We start from the raw sequence: 19381 nt of genomic DNA, 5'->3' as shown, positions 1-19381 counted from the left end.
CTGCACCCTACGCATGTTCGGCAAACCGTTTCACGCGCCTGTCACATCCCTGTCATGCCGGCAGGCCCCCACCCCCACGGTTCGTGCCGGTGCGCCGGCCCGCCGAGCGGACGGCATGCCCCCCGCTTCAAGGCGCGAACGGGCGCCGGTGTTCCCGGCGGGCCGGTGCGTGGCGCTCCGTGGTCGGCCGGATCCGGTCCGTGGCCCGGACACCGCGAGGGGTGGGCAGCGGCCGGACGTCAGCGAGACGTACGGCGGTGCCCACCCCTCGGGTGGCGGTCCGGACGGGTCAGGTCACCCGGCCGCCTGGCTCTTGGCGTCCTTGCCGGCGACCGGCGCCCACTTGTCGACCAGGCCCGGGTTCTGCTTCAGCCAGGTGCGGACGGCGTCCTGCTCCTTGCCCTTGCCGGCCTTCTGGATCTGCGCCTCCAGGCCGGTGAGCTGCTTCTCGGTCATCGAGAAGTTCTTCAGCCACGTGCCGACCTGGGGGTTGTCGGCGGCGAAGCCCTTGCGGGAGAGGGTGTGCACGCCGTCGCCCTTGCCCCAGGCACCCTTGGGGTCCTTCAGCTTCTTCAGGTCGTAGTCGCTGTACGCCCAGTGCGGCGACCAGAGGGTGACGACGACCGGCTGCTTCTTGGCGTAGGCGCGCTTCAGCTCGGCCAGCATCGCGGGCGTGGAGCCGTCGACGACGTCGTAGCCGCCCTCGAGGCCGTACTCCTTGAGGACCTTGGTCTTGAGCATGCTCATCATGCCCGCGCTGGGCTCGATGCCGACGATCTTGCCGCCGAACTCGGAGGCGTGGTTCTTGAGGTCCTCCAGTGAGTTCACGTCCTTCACGTACGAAGGGACGGTCAGCTCCAGAGAGGTGGGGCCGTACCAGCTGCCGAGGTCGTCCAGCTGCTTGCCGTACTTCTTCCAGTACTCGGCGTGCGTGGTGGGCAGCCAGGAGTCGGTCTCGAAGTCGAGCTGTCCGGTGGCGAGGCCTGTGTAGAGGGGGCCGGCGGCGTAGGTGGAGGTGGTCACCTTGAAGCCGCGCCGCTCCAGCAGTTCCTTCCAGAGGAAGGTGGAGGCGATGCCCTCGTCCCAGGCGATGTAGCCGAGCTTGATCTCCTTGCCCTTGCCGACGTTCGTGCCGGAGGCCTCGGAGGAGCCGGAGGAGGACCCGAAGACGTTCATGCCGCCCGCGACGAGCGCGAGGACGACCACGCCGACGACGGCGACCGCCGGGCGCGGCCGGTACGACCACGCCCTGGTGCGGGCCCTGGCGGCGGCCCTGCGGCCCAGCGGGGACAGCTGGGTGCCGAGCGCGCTGGTCATCCGGTCGAGGTAGATGGCGAGGACGACGATGCCGACGCCCGCCTCGAAGCCGAAGCCGATGTCGAGCTGGCCGATGGCCTCGTTGACCGCGCCGCCGAGGCCGCCGGTGCCGACCATGCCGGCGATGACGACCATGGACAGACCGAGCATGATCACCTGGTTGACGCCGGCCATGATGGTCGGCAGGGCCAGCGGCAGCTGGACGCGTAGCAGGGTGTCGCGCGGGGTGGTGCCGAACGCCTCGGCGGCCTCGACCAGTTCGGCGTCGACCTGGCGGATGCCCAGCTCGGTCATGCGGACGCCGGGGGCCAGCGCGAAGATCAGGGTCGCGATGACACCCGCCGCCGTGCCCAGGCCGAAGAAGAGGATGGCGGGGATCAGCAGGACCATCGACGGCATGGTCTGGAGCAGGTCCAGAGCGGGCCGTACGGCGGCGCTGACGGCCTTGGAGCGGGCGGCCCAGATGCCCAGCGGGATGGAGATCACCAGGGCGATGACGGTGGCGACGAGGACGAGCGCCAGCGTGGACATGGCCCGGTCCCACAGGTCGAGCGAGTCGACGAGGGCGAACCCGGCGAAGGCGAGGACGCCCGCGACCAGGCCGCGCAGCCACCAGGCGACGACGGCGAAGATACCGGCCATCAGCAGCGGGGCTGGAGCGGTGAGGACGGCGTCGATGCCGTTGTACATGCCCTCCACGACCGCGCGGACCGCGTCGAACAGCCAGGACATGTGGGCGACCAGCCAGTTGACAGCCGAGTCGACCCAGTCGCCTATGTGCAGCCTAGGCACGGGCGATCACCTTCTCCCCGTCGTTCCTCGGGTGGTCGCAGGCGGTCGGCTCGCTCTCCTCGTCGCCGAGGAAGCCGACCAGGCGCTGCCGGGGCACGACGCCCACGAGCCCGCCGTCGGCGTCGACTACGGCGACCGGGTGGCTCAGCCGGGCGCTGAGGGCGCACAGCTCGGTGAACGGCATGTCGGGGCCGGCCGTCGCGCAGCGGCAGTCGGCCTCGTCGCCGTCCACCTCGGTGTCCATGACGGCGGCGGCGGTCAGCACGCGGGAGCGGTCGACGTCCTGGATGAAGGAGGCGACGTAGTCGTTCTCCGGGCGCAGCAGGATGTCCTCTGCGGTGCCGTTCTGCACGATGCGGCCGTCGCGCATGACGGCGATGCGGTCGCCCAGGCGCATGGCCTCGTTGAGGTCGTGGGTGATGAAGACGATGGTCTTCTTCAGCTTCTTCTGGAGTTCCAGCAGCTGATCCTGCATGTCGCGGCGGATCAGCGGGTCCAGGGCGCTGAAGGACTCGTCCATGAGCAGCAGGTCGGCGTCGGTGGCGAGGGCGCGGGCGAGGCCCACGCGCTGCTGCATGCCGCCGGACAGCTCGTCGGGCCAGGACTTCTCCCAGCCGGCCAGTCCGCACAGAGCGAGCGCCTCGTCGGCGCGGCGTTCGCGCTCGGCGCGGGGCACGCCCTGCACGGACAGGCCGTAGGCGGCGTTGTCGCGGACGCTGCGGTGCGGGAAGAGCGCGAAGTGCTGGAAGACCATGCTGATCTTCCTGGAGCGGACCTCGCGCAGCTCGCGGTCGCTCAGCGCGGTCAGGTCCTGGCCGTCGAAGCGGACCCGGCCGGCCGTCGGCTCCAGCAGGCCGTTGAGCATGCGCAGCAGGGTGGACTTGCCCGAGCCGGACAGGCCCATGACCACGAAGATCTGGCCGGGTTCGACGGTGAAGGAGGCGTCGATCACGGCCGCGGTGGTGCCGTCGGAGCGCAGCTCCTCCCGGTCGGCGCCCTGTCTCAGCCGCTCCACCGCTTGGTCCGGTCGTCTGCCGAACACCTTGAACAGGTGCTCGGCCTCAAGCCTGGATGACACGCGTACCTCTCGTCTTCGACAACAGAAAGGGAGCGACCGGCCACCATCAGTTGAACAGGCAACCGGCATCGCTCCGAGGCGGCGCCTGCCCGGGCTCCCGGAGGACAAACGCACAAGTGGCCCGCCTCACGGCGGTGCGCATACCGCAACGCGTTCCGGCGTCTTTCGGGGCGAGGGCCCGCTGTCGGTGCCGTGCGGCATGATGCGAGCGTGACCGGACGACTCATGCTTCTCGACACCGCCTCGCTCTACTTCCGCGCCTACTTCGGCGTGCCGGACTCCGTTCGGGCGCCCGACGGCACGCCGGTGAACGCCGTGCGGGGGCTGCTGGACTTCATCGACCGGCTGGTCAAGGACCACCGCCCGGACCGGCTGGTGGCCTGCATGGACGCCGACTGGCGGCCCCAGTGGCGGGTGGACCTCATCCCCTCCTACAAGGCGCACCGCGTCGCCGAGGAGCACGAGACGGGACCGGACGCGGAGGAGGTGCCGGACACCCTTGCCCCGCAGGTGCCGGTCATCGAGGAGGTGCTGGACGCGGTCGGCATCGCCCGGGTCGGGGTCGAGGGGTACGAGGCCGACGACGTGATCGGCACGTTCACCGCGCGCGCGGACGGTCCGGTGGACATCGTCACCGGCGACCGCGACCTGTACCAGCTGGTCGACGACGAGCGTGGGATCCGGGTGCTGTACCCGCTCAAGGGGGTGGGCACGCTGCAGCTGACCGACGAGGCGGTGCTGCGCGAGAAGTACGGGGTCGACGGGCGCGGGTACGCGGATCTGGCGCTGCTGCGCGGCGACCCGAGCGACGGCCTGCCGGGCGTGCCCGGTGTCGGCGAGAAGACGGCCGCCAAGCTGCTGGCCGAGTTCGGCGACCTGGCCGGGATCATGGCGGCGGCCGAGGATCCGAAGGCGAAGCTGACCCCGACGCAGCGCAAGCGGCTGACCGAGGCGGGGCCCTATCTCGCGGTGGCGCCGAAGGTGGTCCGGGTGGCCGGCGACGTCCCGCTGCCGCACGTGGACACCGCGCTGCCGCGCGCGCCGCGCGACCCGGCCGGGCTGGACGCGCTGGCGGCCCGCTGGGGGCTGGGCGGCTCCCTGCAGCGGCTGCTGATCACGCTCGAGGAGTGATGCCGGGGCCCCCGGGACCCGGCGCCGGACGCTTCGACGCCGATTCCACGGGAATATTCCGGCAAAGGGATCTCATCCTCCACCAGGGGCCGAGGTGTTGACCGGATCGGGATGCTAACTTAGGCAAACCTAACCAATGCGTCAGTAGTGCAGCAGGAGGCCGCCATGGCAGAGCGCCCGGGACGAAAGCCGCGCAAGCCGCGCGCCGCACAGGTGGTGCGCACCGAGCGGCTGACCCCGCACATGCAGCGCGTGGTGCTCGGTGGTGACGGCCTGGCCGGATTCACCGCCGACACCTGCACCGACCACTACGTGAAGCTGCTGTTCGGGCCCGCGGGCGTCACCTACCCGGAGCCGTTCGACCTGGAGCGGATCCGCGCCGAGTTCCCGCGCGAGCAGTGGCCGGTGACCCGGACGTACACCGTGCGCGGCTGGGATCCGGAGCACCTCGAGCTGACCCTGGACTTCGTGATCCACGGTGACGAGGGTCTGGCCGGGCCCTGGGCCACCCGGGTGCGGCCGGGCGAGACCGTGCGCTTCATGGGACCCGGCGGCGCCTACGCTCCCGATGCGACCGCCGACTGGCATCTGCTCGTCGGGGACGAGAGCGCGCTGCCCGCGATCGCCCGTGCCCTGGAGACGCTGCCCTCCGGTGCCCGCGCGCACGCCTTCGTGGAGGTGTCCGGCCCCGAGGAGCAGCAGAAGATCGACTCCGATGTGCAGGTCGTCTGGCTGCACCGCGGGGACCGGCCGGTGGGCGAGGCCCTGCTGGAGGCCGTACGGGCGCTGGAGTTCCCGGAGGGCCGACTGCACGCGTTCGTGCACGGCGAGGCGAGCTTCGTGAAGGAGCTGCGCCGGATGCTGCGGGTCGACCTGAGCATCCCGCGCGAGGACCTGTCCATCTCCGGGTACTGGCGGCTCGGGCACAACGAGGACGGCTGGCAGGCCTCCAAGCGGGACTGGAACGCCCGTATCGAGGCCGAGCAGGAGAGCGGCGGCCAGGAGAACGACGGCGCGGCGGCCGCCTGAGCGGCACCGCGCGACATCACCGACCTCGCGGGATCAGTCCGTGCGAAGGCGCGCGTGCAGATGCATGTCGTGCCAGCCGTCCCGGTGCAGGAAGCCGCTGCGCTTGGTGCCCTCCAGGGCGAAGCCGGTCTTCGAGGCGACGCGGCAGGAGGCCGGGTTGGCGATCGAGTGCAGGAGTTCCAGTCGCATCAGGCCGACCTCCTCGAAGGCCCAGCGGGTCACGGTGGTCGTGGCACGCGCGGCGACGCCCCGGCCCCGGGCCTGCGGCACGGTCCAGTACGCCACCTCGGCCACGCCGTCGCCGAGCACGATCTGCCGCAGCGCGACCCGGCCCAGCAGCTCGTCCGTGTCCGCGTCGGCCACGGCCCACTGGGCGTTGTCCTCGCCCGCCCAGGCGCCGCGCCACTCGTCGATCCATTGCGCGGCCTCCTCCTCGGACTCGCAGCCGCGCAGGTGCCACTGGTGCAGCACCGGGTCCTGGAAGGCGGCGTGGACGGCGGGCGCGTCCTCGGCCCGCCAGGGGCGCAGGACCAGACCGTCACCGGTCGGCAGCACAGGCTGCGGGTTACGGGCGAGGGTGCCGGCGGCCAGCACCGGTTCGGTGAGATACGGCATGATCCGCATCCTGCCAAGGCGGCGGCCCACACCTCAGCGGTTTTCCGCCGCCGTACCCTTGTGTCCCGATGAGACGCCGTACACCTCCCCCGCCCGCCCCGCTCCCCCAGCGCGACGGTGTCGATCCCGTGCGGGTGCGGCTGCCGTTCGACGGGGCGTGGGCCACGGTGCGCGAGCATCTCGTGGAGCGGCTGACCGGCGCCGGGCCCGGGGTGATCGAGGCGATGTTCGGCTCGGGGCTGATCGTGGGGGCCGACGGCCGGGCGGTGGCGCCGGACGCGCCGTACGAGCCGGGGATGTTCGTGTGGTTCCACCGGGAGCGGGCCCCGGAGGTGCCGGTGCCGTTCCCCCTCGAGGTGGTGTACCGGGACGCGCACATCGTCGTCGCCGACAAGCCGCACTTCCTGGCGACCACTCCGCGCGGCTCCCATGTCACCGAGACCGCGCTGGCGCGGCTGCGCCGCGACCTGGACCTTCCGACGCTGTCCGCCGCGCACCGCCTGGACCGGCTCACCGCAGGACTGGTGCTGTTCACGGTGCGGCCCGAGGAGCGGGGCGCGTACCAGACGCTGTTCGGGGACCGCCTGGTGCGCAAGGAGTACGAGGCCGTCGCCCCGTACGACCCGACGCTGGCCCTGCCCCGGACCGTGCGCAGCAGGATCGTGAAGGAGCGCGGGGTGCAGGCCGCCCGGGAGGTCGAGGGCGAGCCGAACGCGGTGACCGTCGTGGAGTCGGCCGAGCGGCGGGCCGGCCTGGCCCGGTACCGGCTGCTCCCGCAGACGGGTCAGACCCATCAGCTGCGGGTCCATCTGAACGCGCTCGGCATCCCCGTCCTCGGCGACCCGCTGTACCCGGAAGTGACCGCCCCCGTGCCGGCCGGCGACTTCCGGCGTCCGCTGCAACTGCTCGCACGAAGGCTGGAGTTCACCGATCCGGTCACGGGCGCGGAGCACCGGTTCCGCAGCGACCGCACCCTCCAGGCGTGGACGGACCCGGCGAAGTGGGCCGGTGGAGGGCAGTAGTCCGCGCGCGCTATTCGCGGTCGGCGCCGCTCGCCACACCCTTCGCCCGCTTGCCGGGCCGGCGTCGCCTCACTTCCTCACTCCCCTCGCCACCAGCGCAGCATCCGCCGCCACACGTTCAGGCGGCGGGCCGGTTCCGAGGCCATGGGGGCGGGCCGGGGCGGGGCCACTCGGGCGCGAGCCGGGGTGCGCCGACCGTGGGTGCCCGGCAGGGTGGCTCGGGGACCGGTGCCGGGTCCGTGCCGAGGGTGCCGACCTGCCGACTGGCCCGCTGCGGCGGGGGTGCCGGAGGAGGAGGAGGGGACGGCAGGTCGTCGGGCCCGCGCCGTTTGCGTCGCGGAGAAGTCATACGGTCTGCCCGTTGCGCCGGGGTGGACTGGTGAGATGCGCGCCGATGCGGACGACGAGGTCGCGCATCATGCCGTCATCCGGCCGGGTTCGCAGGTGACGTCGGCGAGCACGGCGAGAAAGGCGTTGGCTCCGGCGTTCATCAGGTAGAAGTAGCCGCCCTCGATCTCGATGACGACGAGCTTCGTGTCGCCGGTGCCGTGGATCTCCTGGATGATGGCGCCGGCCAGGCTCTGCACGCCCGCGCAGGCAGCGGCCACCCGGTCCGCCGCGTCGGGGTCACCGCCGTAGCGGGCGATGCGCAGTCCGTCGGCGGAGAGGACCACGATCATCTGGATGCCCGGCACACCGTCGTTGAGCTGCTTGAGCATCCAGTCGATGTTGCCTCGCTGCTGGATCACTTGAGGTCCCCCTCGTCGTCGGCGCCGGTGGCGGCCTCGGGGCGGTGTCCGATGTGCGGCTGCGCCGCGCTGGGGTCCCCCGCGCTGGGGGACCCCCCGCTCGAGCGAAGCCGAGAGTGGGGGAGAAGCCGAGAGTGGGGAGAAGCCGAGAGTGAGGGAGCGACAAGCCACAGACCACCCGCACCCGCAGGCGAAACCGTCACCCCACCGACGAGTAGGCGACAACCCCCCGCAGCAACTGGTCGACAGCCTTCCGCGCGGCCTTCGCCACGGTCGAGCCCGCCGCGGGAGAAGCCGCCGAGATCTGCCCCAGCACGTCGATGACCTGCTTGCACCAGCGCACGAAGTCGCCCGCCGGCATCTCCGCCTCGCGCAGCACCTCGTCGAGGCCCTTCCCGGAGGCCCACATGTACGCGGCCCACGCGAACCCGAGATCCGGCTGGCGCTGGCCGACGCCTTCGGTCTGGTTGATCCGGAAGTCCTCCTCCAGCGCGTCCAGCCGGCCCCAGATCCGCACCATCTCGCTGAGCGCGGCCTTCGCCTTGCCGGAGGGCAGCTTGGGCGCCATGGCGTCGTCGCCGACCCGGGCCTCGTACACCAACGCCGAGACGCAGGCGGCGAGTTCGGCGGGGCCGAGCCCTTCCCAGACGCCCTCGCGCAGGCATTCGCTGGCGAGCAGGTCGAGTTCGCCGTAGAGCCGGGCGAGCCGCTTGCCGTGCTCGGTGACCTCGTCGCCGCGCAGGTAGTCCAGCTCGGTCAGCAGGGCGACGATGCGGTCGAAGGTCCGCGCGATGGTGTTCGTGCGGCCCTCGATGCGCCGCTCCAGCTGCGAGGTGTCGCGCATCAGCCGGTGGTAGCGCTCGGCCCAGCGCGCGTGGTCCTCACGGTCGTCGCACCCGTGGCAGGGGTGCGCGCGGATCGCGGTCCGCAGCCGGGCGATCTCACGGTCGTCGGCGGCCTGCGAACGCTTCTTGCGGGCCCGCTCCGGCGGGATGTGCCCGGCCTTGGTGCGCAGCGCGGAGGCCAGGTCGCGGCGGGACTGCGGGGAGCGCGGGTTGAAGGACTTCGGGATCCGCATCCGGTCCAGGGCCTCGACCGGCACCGGGAAGTCCATGGACGCCAGCCGCTTGACCTGCCGCTCGGCGGTGAGCACCAGGGGGCGCGGGCCGTCGTGGTGCTCCAGGCCGCGGTGTCCGTTGGAGCGGCCGGCGGGCAGGCCCGGGTCCAGCACGAGGGCGAGGCCCGCGTACTTGCCCGTCGGCACGTGGATGACGTCGCCGGGCTTGAGCTTCTCCAGGGCGACGGCGGCCTCGGCGCGCCGCTCGTTGGCGCCCTGCCGGGCCAGTTCGGTCTCGCGGTCCTTCAGTTCGCGGCGCAGCCGCGCGTACTCCTCGAAGTCGCCGAGGTGGCAGGTCATGGAGGCCTTGTAGCCCTCCAGACCCTCCTCGTTGCGCTGCACCTGCCGGGAGATGCCGACGACCGACTTGTCGGCCTGGAACTGCGCGAAGGAGGTCTCCAGCAGCTCGCGCGAGCGGTGCCGGCCGAACTGCTCGACCAGGTTGACCGCCATGTTGTACGACGGCTTGAAGCTGGAACGCAGCGGATAGGTACGGGTGCCCGCGAGTCCGGCGAGGTGCTCGGGGCTGGTGGCCCGCTGCCACAGCACGACCGCGTGTCCCTCGACATCGATGCCGCGCCGTCCCGCACGGCCGGTGAGCTGCGTGTACTCGCCGGGCGTGATGTCGGCGTGCTGCTCGCCGTTCCACTTGACGAGCTTCTCCAGCACCACGGAGCGGGCGGGCATGTTGATGCCGAGCGCGAGGGTCTCGGTGGCGAACACGGCCTTGACCAGGCCGCGGACGAACAGCTCCTCGACGACCTCCTTGAAGGTCGGCAGCATGCCGGCGTGGTGGGCGGCGATGCCCCGCTCCAGGCCCTCCAGCCACTCGTAGTAGCCGAGGACGTGCAGGTCCTCCGAGGGGATGGCGGCGGTGCGCTCCTCGACGAGGGCGCGGACCTTTTCCCGCTCCTCCTCGTCGTTGAGCCTGAGGCCCGCGTACAGGCACTGCTGGACGGCGGCCTCGCAGGCGGCGCGGCTGAAGATGAAGGTGATCGCGGGCAGCAGGCCCTCGGAGTCGAGGCGTTCGATGACCTCGGGCCGTCCGGGCGTCCACACGCGCGAGCGCTGTCTGCGCTCGCGCTCGCGGTCGGCCTCGCGCATCGCGCGGCCGCGCCGGCGGTCCTGGTACGAGGGCCGGGTGGCCTCCATCCGGGCGAGGCGGACGAGGTCGGGGTTGACGGCCTTCTTGTGGCCCTCGCCCTCCTCGAACAGGTCGTACATCCGGCGTCCGGCGAGCACGTGCTGGAACAGCGGCACAGGCCGGTGCTCGGAGACGATCACCTCGGTGTCCCCGCGGACGGTGTCCAGCCAGTCACCGAACTCCTCGGCGTTGGACACGGTCGCCGACAGTGACACCAGCGTCACCGACTCGGGCAGGTGGATGATCACTTCCTCCCAGACGGCGCCGCGGAAGCGGTCGGAGAGGTAGTGCACCTCGTCCATGACCACGTAACCGAGGCCGAGGAGCGTCTGCGAGCCGGCGTAGAGCATGTTCCGCAGCACCTCGGTGGTCATCACGACCACCGGGGCGTCGGAGTTGACGCTGTTGTCGCCGGTGAGGAGGCCGACCTTGTCGCTGCCGTAGCGACGGCACAGGTCGGCGTACTTCTGGTTCGACAGCGCCTTGATGGGTGTCGTGTAGAAGCACTTCTTGCCCTGTCGCAGGGCGAGGTGGACGGCGAACTCGCCCACGATCGTCTTGCCGGAGCCGGTGGGGGCGGCGACCAGTACGCCCTTGCCGTCCTCGAGTGCCTGACAGGACTCGACCTGGAAGGCGTCGAGTCCGAAGTCGTACATCTCGCGGAAGGACGAGAGCGCGGTGGCCTGCTCGGCTGCCCGCAGACGGGCTGCCGCGTACCGCTCGGCCGGTGAGAGGTCCTCTGTCATCGTCTTTCGAGCGTACCGGGCCGCACTGACAACAGGACGATCATTATCCGTTCGGCCTGCTGCGGGCATGTGCACGCGCGCGAGGGGCCGGACGGGAGATCCCGTCCGGCCCCTCGCTCATGCCGTGACCTGTGGGCCGGTGTCCGGCCGCTCAGGTGATGTCGTCGTAGCCGTTGTACTTGCCCGACGGCGCGCCGTCGACGCCTCCGCCGGCCTGTTCGGGCAGGGCCGCGGCGGCCGGGACGGGTTGTACGTCGTCGATGGGCTGCGGGGTCAGGTCGAGGGACGAGGCCTCGTCGTCGTCCAGCTCCGCGTCGGGGTTGGCACGTCCGCGGCGGCGATCGTTGAGGATGGAGAGGCCGACGGCGATGAAGTACAGCACCACGATGGGGCCCGCGAGCGCGATCATGCCGAAGGGGTCGGTGGTGGGGGTCGCCACGGCACCGAAGACGAAGACGCCCATGACGACGCCGCGCCACCAGCCGAGCATGCGGCGTCCGGACACGATGCCGACGAAGTTCAGCATGATCAGCAGCAGGGGCAGTTCGAAGGCGCCGCCGAAGATGAGGATCATCCGGACGATGAAGTCCAGGATCTTGTCCATCGGCAGGATGTTCGCCGAGCCCTCGGGCGTGATCCCGAGCAGCACGCGCATGCTGATCGGCAGGATCGTGTAGGCCAGCCAGGCACCGGCCAAAAAGAGCGGCGCGGCCGCGGCCACGAACGCGTACGTGTACTTGCGCTCGTGCTTGTGCAGACCGGGCGCGATGAACGCCCACAGCTGGTACAGCCAGACGGGGCTGGAGATGATCACGCCCGCCATGAAGCAGACCTTCACCGTGGTCGTGAAGGGCGACAACAGGTCGGTGTAGGCGATGACGGCGCAGTGGCCGCCCGTGGACTCACCGAGCCCCTTGGTGCAGCGCGGGACCGGATGCATGAGGAAGGACATCAGGTCCTGGCTGTAGAAGGCGACCACCACGGAGACCACCGTGATCGCCAGCATGCCCTTCGCGAGCCGGTTGCGCAGCTCCCGAAGGTGCTCCACCAGGGGCATCCGCCCCTCGGGGTCCTTCTCTTTCTTGCGGGCAGACTTGAGCAACCCACGTCCTCATCTCGTGCGGCAGACCGGAGATCCGGCCGCGTGTCAGCGCTTGGTGGTGTCCGTCGGCTCGTTGACCGGGCGCGAGCTGCTCACGTCACCGGGGGCGGCCTGGATGGTGCGCTGGGCGGGAGGCTCCTCGTTGGTGTTCGGCGGGCCGGCCGGGGCGGCGGTGTTGCCCTCCTCCTTCATCGCCTTGGCCTCGCTCTTGAGGATGCGTGCGGACTTGCCCAGCGAGCGGGCCATGTCCGGAAGCTTCTTCGCGCCGAAGAGGAGGAAGACGACGACGAGGATGAGAATGATCTCGGTAGGACCGAGCCTTCCGATCATGAGTGTTTACCTTCTCACCGAGGCGACTGGGTGGGTACTGTCCGACCTGTCGGACATCCGTCCGAGTGATCGTGCTGACAGCGATCGTAACGCTCAGGGGTAAACGGCGGGCAAGCCCCGTGCGTACTCCCGGTCAGCGGTACGCGCCTCGCTTTTCGCACCGCGAAATGCAGCGTACCTGCCCCGGTGGTCGGCATGACAGGGCGAAGTGACGCAAAACGCTTGCATCACGGCAGTTGGGGCTGTTACCAGGCGTGTCACAGAGTGTCGACGGTGCGGGCCGCGCTCACCGCCGCGCGCTCCAGTTCCTCGGCCGCCCTGTTGATACGGCGCCCGGATTCCGCGACCTGCACGCCCAGGCGCCGGGCCTCCAGGAACACCCGGACGGCGAGCACCCCCAGGACGGCGAGACCCAGGAAACCCACAGCTACCGCGATCATCGGCCAGAACATGACGCCGAGCCTAGACCGTCCTAGACGGTGGAGTGCAGCCGCAGGGTGCTGACACCGCCGCCGGTGAGCAGCTCGACGATCCGCTCGCCGGCGGGCTTGCGCACCGAGGCACCGCAGTCGGGGCAGGTGAAGGAGTAGAACGTCGTCCGGCTGCTCGCGCCGATCGCCAGGCGCAGAGCGCTCGCGGCGAGTTCGAAACGGCCCCGGCAGTCCGGGCAACCCGCCTTGAACACCACGGGGACCACTCTCCTCATCCCCGCGAAGGCGGCCGCCACCGACATCTGGCCCGTGTCACCCGCACCCGGCACGGAAGACTCGCTCAAAGCCCTCGCTCCTGCCTCTCGTACGACCCGTCGTGAACCGCGTGCGCCGCCGCGGGCGCGCTGTCGTAGGCCGCGAGAGCCTCGCGGGCCGCGTGCCGCGCGCTGTCGGCCAGCTCGGGCGGCGAGACGATCCGGCCGTCGCCGCCCAGCCGCAGCGCGAGGCGCCGCAGCGACGCCGGATCAGGGGTGCGCAAAGTGATCCGCAACCCGCCGTCGGGCAGCTCCTCGGCACTGTCGTGCGGGTAGTACTCGGCGACCCAGCGGCCGCCCGGGGCGACCTCGATCACAACCTCCGGGTCCTCCGCCGCGGGCTGCACCAGGGCCTCGGACAGGTCCCGCAGTTCAACCTCGGGCGGCGCGGACGGCTCGTCCAGGATCCGGATCTCGGCGACCCGGTCGAGCCGGAAGGTGCGCCGCGCCTCGGAGCGCCGGCACCACGCCTCCACATAGGTGTGCCCGACGCTGACCAGGCGGATCGGGTCGATCTCCCGCTCGGTGACCTCGTCACGCGCCGGTGAGTAGTAGCGGATCCACAGCCGGCGGCGCTCGGAGATCGCCCGGTCGACGTCGGCGAAGACGCCGCCCTCGGACTCGAACGTCACCGAGAGGCGGGCGCTGGCACCGGCCGCCTCACCGGCCGACCCCTCCACCTTGGCGGTCGCCCGCAGCAGGGCCTGCCGGTCGCTCTCCCGCAGCCCGCGCAGGGTGGAGACGGCGCGGGCGGCGACCAGCAGGGCGGTGGCCTCGTCGGCCGCAAGCCGCAGCGGCTCGGCCGCCTCCTCGCCGAGCGCGGCCGGGTTGTGCCACCAGATCCGCTCGCCGTCGGTGTCGATGTCCAGCAGGTCGCCGCCGCGGAAGCTGGTGCCGCACATGGGCAGCAGATCCAGGTCGGAGACCAGCTCGTCCTCGGTGATGCCGAAGGCGCGCGCGACGTCCGCGATCCGGGCGCCGGGGCGCTCCCGCAGATACGTCACCAGGGAGAGCATCCGCCGGGTCTGGTCGATGGCGCTCGCGGGCCTGACCGGTTTTCCTGCCATGGTTCTTCCGCTCCCCCTCAGCCCTTGGCCACGGCACGCAGCCGGTCCACCACGTCCGCGCGCAGCTCGGCCGGCTCCAGCACCACGACGTCCGGGCCGAACTCCACCAGCCAGGCGTCCAGGCCGTGCCCGTACGGAATCTCCAACTCGTCCCAGCCGTCGCCGAGTTCCCGGACCCTGGTGGCCTTCGCCCGAAGGGGGTAACCGGCGCCGGAACGCAGCCGGATCAGCGCCGACCGGTCGGCGATCTCGCCCGCCCAGCCGGCGACGGTCTCGCGCACCGTGACGACATCGGGCACGGGAGCGGTGAAGCCGGTCCCGCGCGAGCGGACCTTGCCGGTGATCCGGGACAGCCGGAAGACGCGCTCGGCGCCCCGGTCGCGGTCCCAGCCGGCCAGGTACCAGTGGCCGCGCCAGCACTCCAGCGCCCACGGCTCGACATGCCGGGGCTCGGGGTGGGCGGCGGAGGCCTTGCGGTAGTCGAAGACGACGGTGCGCCGGTCGCGGCAGGCCAGCATCAGCGGCTCGAAGGCGGCCTCGTGCACCGGGATGCGCGGCTCCAGCGCGCCGTGCGCCTCGTACGGGTCGACGTCCTCGGGCAGGCCGGCCGCGCGCAGCTTCTGCAGGGCGCCGCTGGCGGCGCCGGCCAGGCGGGCCTGCTGCCACACCTTGGCGGCCAGGCCCAGGGCGGCGGCCTCCTCGGCGTCCAGGGTGATCGGCGGGAGCCTGTTGCTGTCGCGGCGGGCGAGGTAGCCGACCTCGCCCTCGACGTTCTCGACGGTCTCGATGACCAGGCCCAGCTCGCGCAGGTCGTCCTTGTCCCGTTCGAACATCCGGTTGAAGGAGTCGTCGCTGCCCGCTTCGAGGTAGGCCTCGATCGACCCGCGCAGCTCGCGCTTGCTGAGCGGCCGCCGTGTGCCGAGCAGACACAGCGCGAGGTTCATCAGCCGCTCGGCCTTGGCAATGGCCATCGACGCCCTTCGCCTTCCTGAAGTACTTCCGACCGACGACCGTACCGCTCCGGGGTGTCGCGGCAAAAGCCGGAGCGGAGAAGGTGACCGGTCCCGGACGGCGAAGACCACGGCAAAGGGGCCCGTGCGAACAGCACGGGCCCCTTTGCGACCATGTCCGGTCAGCGCTTGGCGACGCCCACCAGGTCGCAGACGAAGATCAGCGTCTCACCCGGAGCGATACGGCCGCCGGCGCCACGGTCGCCGTAGGCGAGGTGCGCCGGGATGACCAGCTGGCGGCGACCGCCGACCTTCATGCCCTGCACGCCCTTGTCCCAGCCCTGGATGACCTGGCCGACACCGAGCTGGAAGTCCAGCGGGTTGCCCCGGTTCCAGGAGGCGTCGAACTCCTCGCCCGTGGAGAAGGCGACACCGACGTAGTGGACCTTGACCAGGTCGCCGGCCGCGGCGACCTCGCCGTCGCCCTCCCAGATGTCCTTGATCTCGAGGTCCGCCGGGGGCTCGCCGCCCGGGAAGTCGATCTCGGGCTTGTCGATGTTCACGTCAAAAGCTCCTGCTTGTGTACGACACGAATCACGGACATTCTTTCATCCCCGCAGGTCCCCCGCCTGCCCTGGGTCACCCCGCCGAAACGGGGCGTCACATCGCCGCCAGGATGTCCACCGTGAACACCAGCGTCGAACCCTTCTTGATGACACCGCCGGCCGGCGGCGTGTTGCCGTAGCCCAGATCCGGCGGTACGACGATGAGGACCCGGCTGCCCACCTTCTTGCCGGTCACCCCCTGCGCCAGACCCTTGACGACCTGCTGCATCTGCTCCACCGCGAACTGGCTCAGCCGCCCCGAACCGTACGTCCGCTGGAACGTCTTGCCGCCGTCCCAGACCAGCCCCTGGAACTGGCACAGGATCGTCTGCTCCGCCTTGACCTCTTCACCGTCGCCCTCGAGGACGTAGTTCGACACCAGCTGCTTCGGCGGGTCGGTCTTCGGGACGGTGACCGAGGGCACCTTGCCGTCGGTGTTCGTACCGACCTTCGGCAGCGCCGCGTCGGTCTGCGGGACCTCCGTCCCCTTCGCCGAACTCTTGGAGTTGAACGAGTCGATCACATCGATCACGAACACCAGCGTGTCCGTGCCCTTGATACCGCCCTGCGGATTACCGGTCTTGCCGTAACCCCAGGTCGGCGGTACCGCGATCTGCACACGGCTGCCCGACTTCCTGCCCGTCAGCCCATACCGCCAGCCGTCGATGATGCTGCCCTGCGCGAGCTGCATCACGAGGGGCCGGTGACGGTCGTAGGAGTTGTCGAACACCTTCCCGGTGCTCCAGATCTGGCCCAGGTAGTTGGCCTGGATGAAGTCGTTCTCCGCGATCGTCCGGCCGCTGCCCGCGATCACCGTCTTGACCGCCAGATCCGGCGACGGATCGCCCGACCCCTTGGCCACCGTCGGCTTCTCGCCGAACTTCGTGCCCGCCGTGATCGCCGGCAGCGGCCCCTCCACGATCTTCGGCGGAGGCGCCGCGGACACCGACTGCGACGGCGACGGCGACGCCCCCGCCTTGTCGGAGCCGGACTTGCCGTCACCGCAAGCGGCGAGCGTGACCAGACCTGCGGGTACAGCGGCCAGGAGAAGTGAACGTCGGCGCACGGAGATGCCTCGTAATCGGTCGATCTTGCTGAATGGCGTGCGCGCAACTCTACGACGCGGGAAGGGCGCCGTACGGGAAACGTACGGCGCCCGTGTGGCGTTCCGGCACAGAGCCGCCCGAACGCCTGACACTCCCGGTTCTGTCACATTCCGGCGATGAGTTTCTCCACCCGGTCGTCCACCGAACGGAACGGGTCCTTGCACAATACGGTGCGCTGCGCCTGGTCGTTGAGCTTGAGGTGCACCCAGTCCACGGTGAAGTCCCGGCGCTGCTCCTGCGCCCGCCGGATGAAGTCACCGCGCAGCCGGGCCCGAGTGGTCTGCGGAGGAACCGACTTGGCCTCGAAGATCTTCAAGTCGTTGCAGATCCGGGTGGCTTGGCCCTTGCGCTCCAGCAGGTAGTACAGACCACGACGACGGTGGATGTCGTGGTAGGCGAGGTCTATCTGAGCGACCCGCGGATGCGACATGGTCATGTTGTTCTTGGCCCGGTACCGCTCGATGAGCTTGTACTTCATGACCCAGTCGATCTCGGTGCCGATCCGGTCGAGCTCCTCGGTCTCGATCGCGTCCAGCGTGCGGCCCCACAGCTCCAGGACCTGCGCGACCGTACCCGTGCGGATGCCACGGCGGTCGCAGAAGTCCACGGCCTTGTCGAAGTACTCGCGCTGCACCTCCAGCGCCGAGGCCTCCCGGCCACTGGCCAGACGCACCTTGCGCCGGCCCGTGATGTCGTGGCTGACCTCACGGATCGCCCGGATCGGGTTCTCCAGGGTCAGGTCACGCATCACCGTGCCCGCCTCGATCATGCGCAGCACCAGGTCGGTCGCCCCGACCTTGAGCAGCATCGTCGTCTCGGACATGTTCGAGTCGCCCACGATGACATGCAGGCGGCGGTAGCGCTCGGCGTCCGCGTGCGGTTCGTCGCGGGTGTTGATGATGGGACGGGAACGGGTCGTCGCCGAGGAGACGCCCTCCCAGATGTGCTCCGCACGCTGGCTCACGCAGTACACCGCACCACGCGGCGTCTGCAGCACCTTGCCGGCGCCGCACAGCAACTGCCTGGTCACCAGGAACGGAATGAGGATGTCCGCGAGCCGGGAGAACTCCCCGTGCCGGGCCACCAGATAGTTCTCGTGGCAACCATAGGAGTTGCCCGCCGAGTCGGTGTTGTTCTTGAAGAGGTAGACGTCGCCCGCGATTCCCTCCTCGTGCAGGCGTCGTTCCGCGTCTACCAGAAGTCCTTCGAGAATGCGCTCGCCGGCCTTGTCGTGGGTGACCAGTTCGGTCACATTGTCACATTCGGGTGTCGCGTATTCCGGATGTGAGCCCACGTCGAGATAGAGCCGGGCACCGTTGCGCAGAAAAACATTGCTGCTTCGGCCCCATGACACGACACGGCGGAAGAGGTACCGCGCCACCTCGTCAGGAGACAGGCGGCGCTGTCCCCTGAACGTGCACGTGACGCCGTACTCGTTCTCCAGCCCGAAAATGCGGCGGTCCATGAGTGAACATTACGCCCGATCCCCTGAGCTGAAACGGGGTTCGGCAGCACGATTTGGATCATTTTCCGATGAAGCCGCAACAACCCCGCCCCGCGCGGGAGCTGCGAGGACCCGCCCCGTCGCCAGCAGCACCAGCAACGACACGGCCCCCGCCACACCCGGCAACGCGAACCCCCACAGCGCCCCACCGGCCTCCACCACCGGCCCCGCCAGGCCCGTTCCGACCGAGGCACCCACCGTGAACGTCGTCACAAGCCAGGAAAAAGCCTCGGTGACCGTACCGCTCGGCGCATGCCGGTCCACGATGATGAACGCACACGCGATGCACGGCGCCAGGAACACCCCCGACACCACCGACAGCGCCACCATGGCCACCGCGCCCGGCATCAGCATCAGCGGCAGATAACACACCGCCAGAAGCGCCACCAGCACCCGCAGTCGCCGCTCGGGCACACCACCCCACTGCCGCGACCCGTACACCGCGCCCCCGAACAGCGCCCCGAGGCCCAGACCGGCCATCAACCAGCCGTACACCGCGTCACCACCGTGGTCGTCGGCGTACGGCACCGAGGCCACGGTGATCGAGCCCAACGCGATCCCGACGAACAGAAAGGCACCCAGCAACGCCAGCAGCCCCGGCGAACGCAGCGCACCCAGCCAGTGCGCCTCCCGCGGCGCCGAACGCCACGCGCGCGAGGGCGGCGAGACCACCACCGACAGGGCACCCAGCACCCCCACCACGTTCAGCGCCAGCACAGCCGCCCGCTCCGACCACAGCGACGCGCACAGAGTCACCAGCAGCGGGCCCACCGTGAACATCACCTCCTGCGCGATCGCGTCCATCGCGTACGCCGTGTGCACCTGCTCCTCACGGCGCAGCACGGACGGCCACAACGCACGCAGCCCGCCCTCCAGAGGCGGCGTGAACAGACCCGCCGCGGCGACGGTCGCGTACGCCAGAGGCAGCGGATCTATACCCGAGAACGCGAACGCCGACATGGCGAGCGCCGACAGCACCGCCGCGGGCAACTGCACACGCGGCTGCCCGTACAGATCCACCAGCCGGCCCAGAACCGGCTGACCGACCGCGTTCGCGACGCCGTACACCGCCGCCAGAGCGCCCGCCAGGCTGTACGTGCCGCCCTGCGCCCGGACGAACAGCACCAGGGCGATCGCGGCCGTCGCGTTGGGCAGCCGGCCCGCCAGGGTTCCGGTGAGCAGCCGCAGCGCGTGTCTCGCTCTGAGGATCTCCAGGTAACCCGTGGCCATGT

At 70.6% G+C, this 19381-nt stretch carries 16 protein-coding genes and 2 pseudogenes; 3 read left to right on the top strand and 15 right to left on the bottom strand.

Features of this window, described 5'->3' with window-relative positions; translation table 11 throughout:
• Positions 1-294 precede the first annotated feature (294 nt).
• Together ACWD5D_RS24915 and ACWD5D_RS24910 are read right to left on the bottom strand one after the other, a co-directional pair.
• Positions 295-2109, bottom strand: a complete 1815-nt coding sequence (locus ACWD5D_RS24915) for an ABC transporter permease/substrate binding protein (RefSeq protein ID WP_451374949.1) — start codon at positions 2107-2109, stop codon at positions 295-297.
• Entirely contained in the window at positions 2102-3187 is a 1086-nt protein-coding gene (locus ACWD5D_RS24910) for a quaternary amine ABC transporter ATP-binding protein (RefSeq protein ID WP_451374948.1), read from the bottom strand. The genes ACWD5D_RS24915 and ACWD5D_RS24910 overlap by 8 nt, the downstream gene beginning before the upstream one ends.
• Before the next feature lie 210 nt (positions 3188-3397).
• Between ACWD5D_RS24910 and ACWD5D_RS24905 the strand changes: the two genes are divergently transcribed.
• Positions 3398-4318: a 5'-3' exonuclease gene (locus ACWD5D_RS24905; RefSeq protein WP_451374947.1), complete on the top strand. Its 921-nt coding sequence runs from the start codon at positions 3398-3400 to the stop codon at positions 4316-4318.
• 165 nt (positions 4319-4483) lie between these two features.
• Positions 4484-5347: a siderophore-interacting protein gene (locus ACWD5D_RS24900; RefSeq protein WP_451374946.1), complete on the top strand. Its 864-nt coding sequence runs from the start codon at positions 4484-4486 to the stop codon at positions 5345-5347.
• Positions 5348-5380: 33 nt separating this feature from the next.
• On the opposite strand, the gene ACWD5D_RS24895 is transcribed toward ACWD5D_RS24900, so the two are convergent.
• Positions 5381-5962, bottom strand: coding sequence for a GNAT family N-acetyltransferase (locus ACWD5D_RS24895; protein ID WP_451374945.1), 582 nt, complete (start codon positions 5960-5962; stop codon positions 5381-5383).
• A gap of 68 nt (positions 5963-6030) precedes the next feature.
• On the opposite strand from ACWD5D_RS24895, the gene ACWD5D_RS24890 reads away from it, so the two are divergent.
• Positions 6031-6984, top strand: coding sequence for an RluA family pseudouridine synthase (locus ACWD5D_RS24890; protein ID WP_451374944.1), 954 nt, complete (start codon positions 6031-6033; stop codon positions 6982-6984).
• Between the two features lie 345 nt (positions 6985-7329).
• On the opposite strand, the pseudogene ACWD5D_RS24885 reads toward ACWD5D_RS24890, so the two are convergent.
• From ACWD5D_RS24885 to ACWD5D_RS24830, 12 genes and pseudogenes are all read right to left on the bottom strand, one after another.
• Positions 7330-7733: pseudogene (locus ACWD5D_RS24885) on the bottom strand (roadblock/LC7 domain-containing protein).
• 199 nt (positions 7734-7932) lie between these two features.
• Positions 7933-10784, bottom strand: a pseudogene (locus tag ACWD5D_RS24880) (DEAD/DEAH box helicase).
• Between the two features lie 107 nt (positions 10785-10891).
• Positions 10892-11797 (bottom strand): twin-arginine translocase subunit TatC, encoded by a 906-nt coding sequence (gene tatC / locus ACWD5D_RS24875; protein ID WP_451374978.1) that lies wholly within the window; start codon positions 11795-11797, stop codon positions 10892-10894.
• Between the two features lie 90 nt (positions 11798-11887).
• Positions 11888-12172 (bottom strand): Sec-independent protein translocase subunit TatA, encoded by a 285-nt coding sequence (gene tatA / locus ACWD5D_RS24870; protein ID WP_451374943.1) that lies wholly within the window; start codon positions 12170-12172, stop codon positions 11888-11890.
• 257 nt (positions 12173-12429) lie between these two features.
• Positions 12430-12624, bottom strand: coding sequence for a hypothetical protein (locus ACWD5D_RS24865; protein WP_451374942.1), 195 nt, complete (start codon positions 12622-12624; stop codon positions 12430-12432).
• A 20-nt stretch (positions 12625-12644) separates the two neighbouring features.
• A complete protein-coding gene (locus ACWD5D_RS24860; protein ID WP_451374977.1) occupies positions 12645-12905 on the bottom strand; it encodes a hypothetical protein in 261 nt (86 codons plus the stop codon).
• 38 nt (positions 12906-12943) lie between these two features.
• Complete coding sequence (locus ACWD5D_RS24855; protein ID WP_451374941.1) at positions 12944-13984, bottom strand: helix-turn-helix transcriptional regulator; 1041 nt, start codon at positions 13982-13984, stop codon at positions 12944-12946.
• 17 nt (positions 13985-14001) lie between these two features.
• Complete coding sequence (locus ACWD5D_RS24850; protein WP_451374940.1) at positions 14002-14955, bottom strand: helix-turn-helix transcriptional regulator; 954 nt, start codon at positions 14953-14955, stop codon at positions 14002-14004.
• A 161-nt stretch (positions 14956-15116) separates the two neighbouring features.
• Positions 15117-15497, bottom strand: a complete 381-nt coding sequence (locus tag ACWD5D_RS24845; protein WP_451374939.1) for an FKBP-type peptidyl-prolyl cis-trans isomerase — start codon at positions 15495-15497, stop codon at positions 15117-15119.
• 97 nt (positions 15498-15594) lie between these two features.
• Complete coding sequence (locus ACWD5D_RS24840; protein ID WP_451374938.1) at positions 15595-16605, bottom strand: FKBP-type peptidyl-prolyl cis-trans isomerase; 1011 nt, start codon at positions 16603-16605, stop codon at positions 15595-15597.
• 143 nt (positions 16606-16748) lie between these two features.
• Positions 16749-18110: a Pup--protein ligase gene (pafA, locus tag ACWD5D_RS24835; protein WP_451374937.1), complete on the bottom strand. Its 1362-nt coding sequence runs from the start codon at positions 18108-18110 to the stop codon at positions 16749-16751.
• Between the two features lie 9 nt (positions 18111-18119).
• The gene (locus tag ACWD5D_RS24830) at positions 18120-19379 is read right to left on the bottom strand and encodes an MFS transporter (protein ID WP_451374936.1); all 1260 of its coding nucleotides are present in this window, start codon (positions 19377-19379) and stop codon (positions 18120-18122) included.
• Positions 19380-19381 lie beyond the last annotated feature (2 nt).

Source organism: Streptomyces sp. NPDC002520 (assembly GCF_053595235.1).
This window is presented reverse-complemented; position numbering and strand designations above follow the sequence as displayed.

Excerpts from the sequence above, each read along its gene's own strand:
- ACWD5D_RS24900 (WP_451374946.1), top strand. The coding sequence starts at position 4,484 with ATGGCAGAGCGCCCGGGACGAAAGCCGCGCAAGCCGCGCGCCGCACAG.
- ACWD5D_RS24895 (WP_451374945.1), bottom strand. The coding sequence starts at position 5,962 with ATGCCGTATCTCACCGAACCGGTGCTGGCCGCCGGCACCCTCGCCCGT.
- ACWD5D_RS24890 (WP_451374944.1), top strand. The coding sequence starts at position 6,031 with ATGAGACGCCGTACACCTCCCCCGCCCGCCCCGCTCCCCCAGCGCGAC.
- tatC (WP_451374978.1), bottom strand. The coding sequence starts at position 11,797 with ATGCCCCTGGTGGAGCACCTTCGGGAGCTGCGCAACCGGCTCGCGAAG.
- tatA (WP_451374943.1), bottom strand. The coding sequence starts at position 12,172 with ATGATCGGAAGGCTCGGTCCTACCGAGATCATTCTCATCCTCGTCGTC.
- ACWD5D_RS24865 (WP_451374942.1), bottom strand. The coding sequence starts at position 12,624 with ATGTTCTGGCCGATGATCGCGGTAGCTGTGGGTTTCCTGGGTCTCGCC.
- ACWD5D_RS24860 (WP_451374977.1), bottom strand. The coding sequence starts at position 12,905 with ATGTCGGTGGCGGCCGCCTTCGCGGGGATGAGGAGAGTGGTCCCCGTG.
- ACWD5D_RS24855 (WP_451374941.1), bottom strand. The coding sequence starts at position 13,984 with ATGGCAGGAAAACCGGTCAGGCCCGCGAGCGCCATCGACCAGACCCGG.
- ACWD5D_RS24850 (WP_451374940.1), bottom strand. The coding sequence starts at position 14,955 with ATGGCCATTGCCAAGGCCGAGCGGCTGATGAACCTCGCGCTGTGTCTG.
- pafA (WP_451374937.1), bottom strand. The coding sequence starts at position 18,110 with ATGGACCGCCGCATTTTCGGGCTGGAGAACGAGTACGGCGTCACGTGC.
- ACWD5D_RS24830 (WP_451374936.1), bottom strand. The coding sequence starts at position 19,379 with ATGGCCACGGGTTACCTGGAGATCCTCAGAGCGAGACACGCGCTGCGG.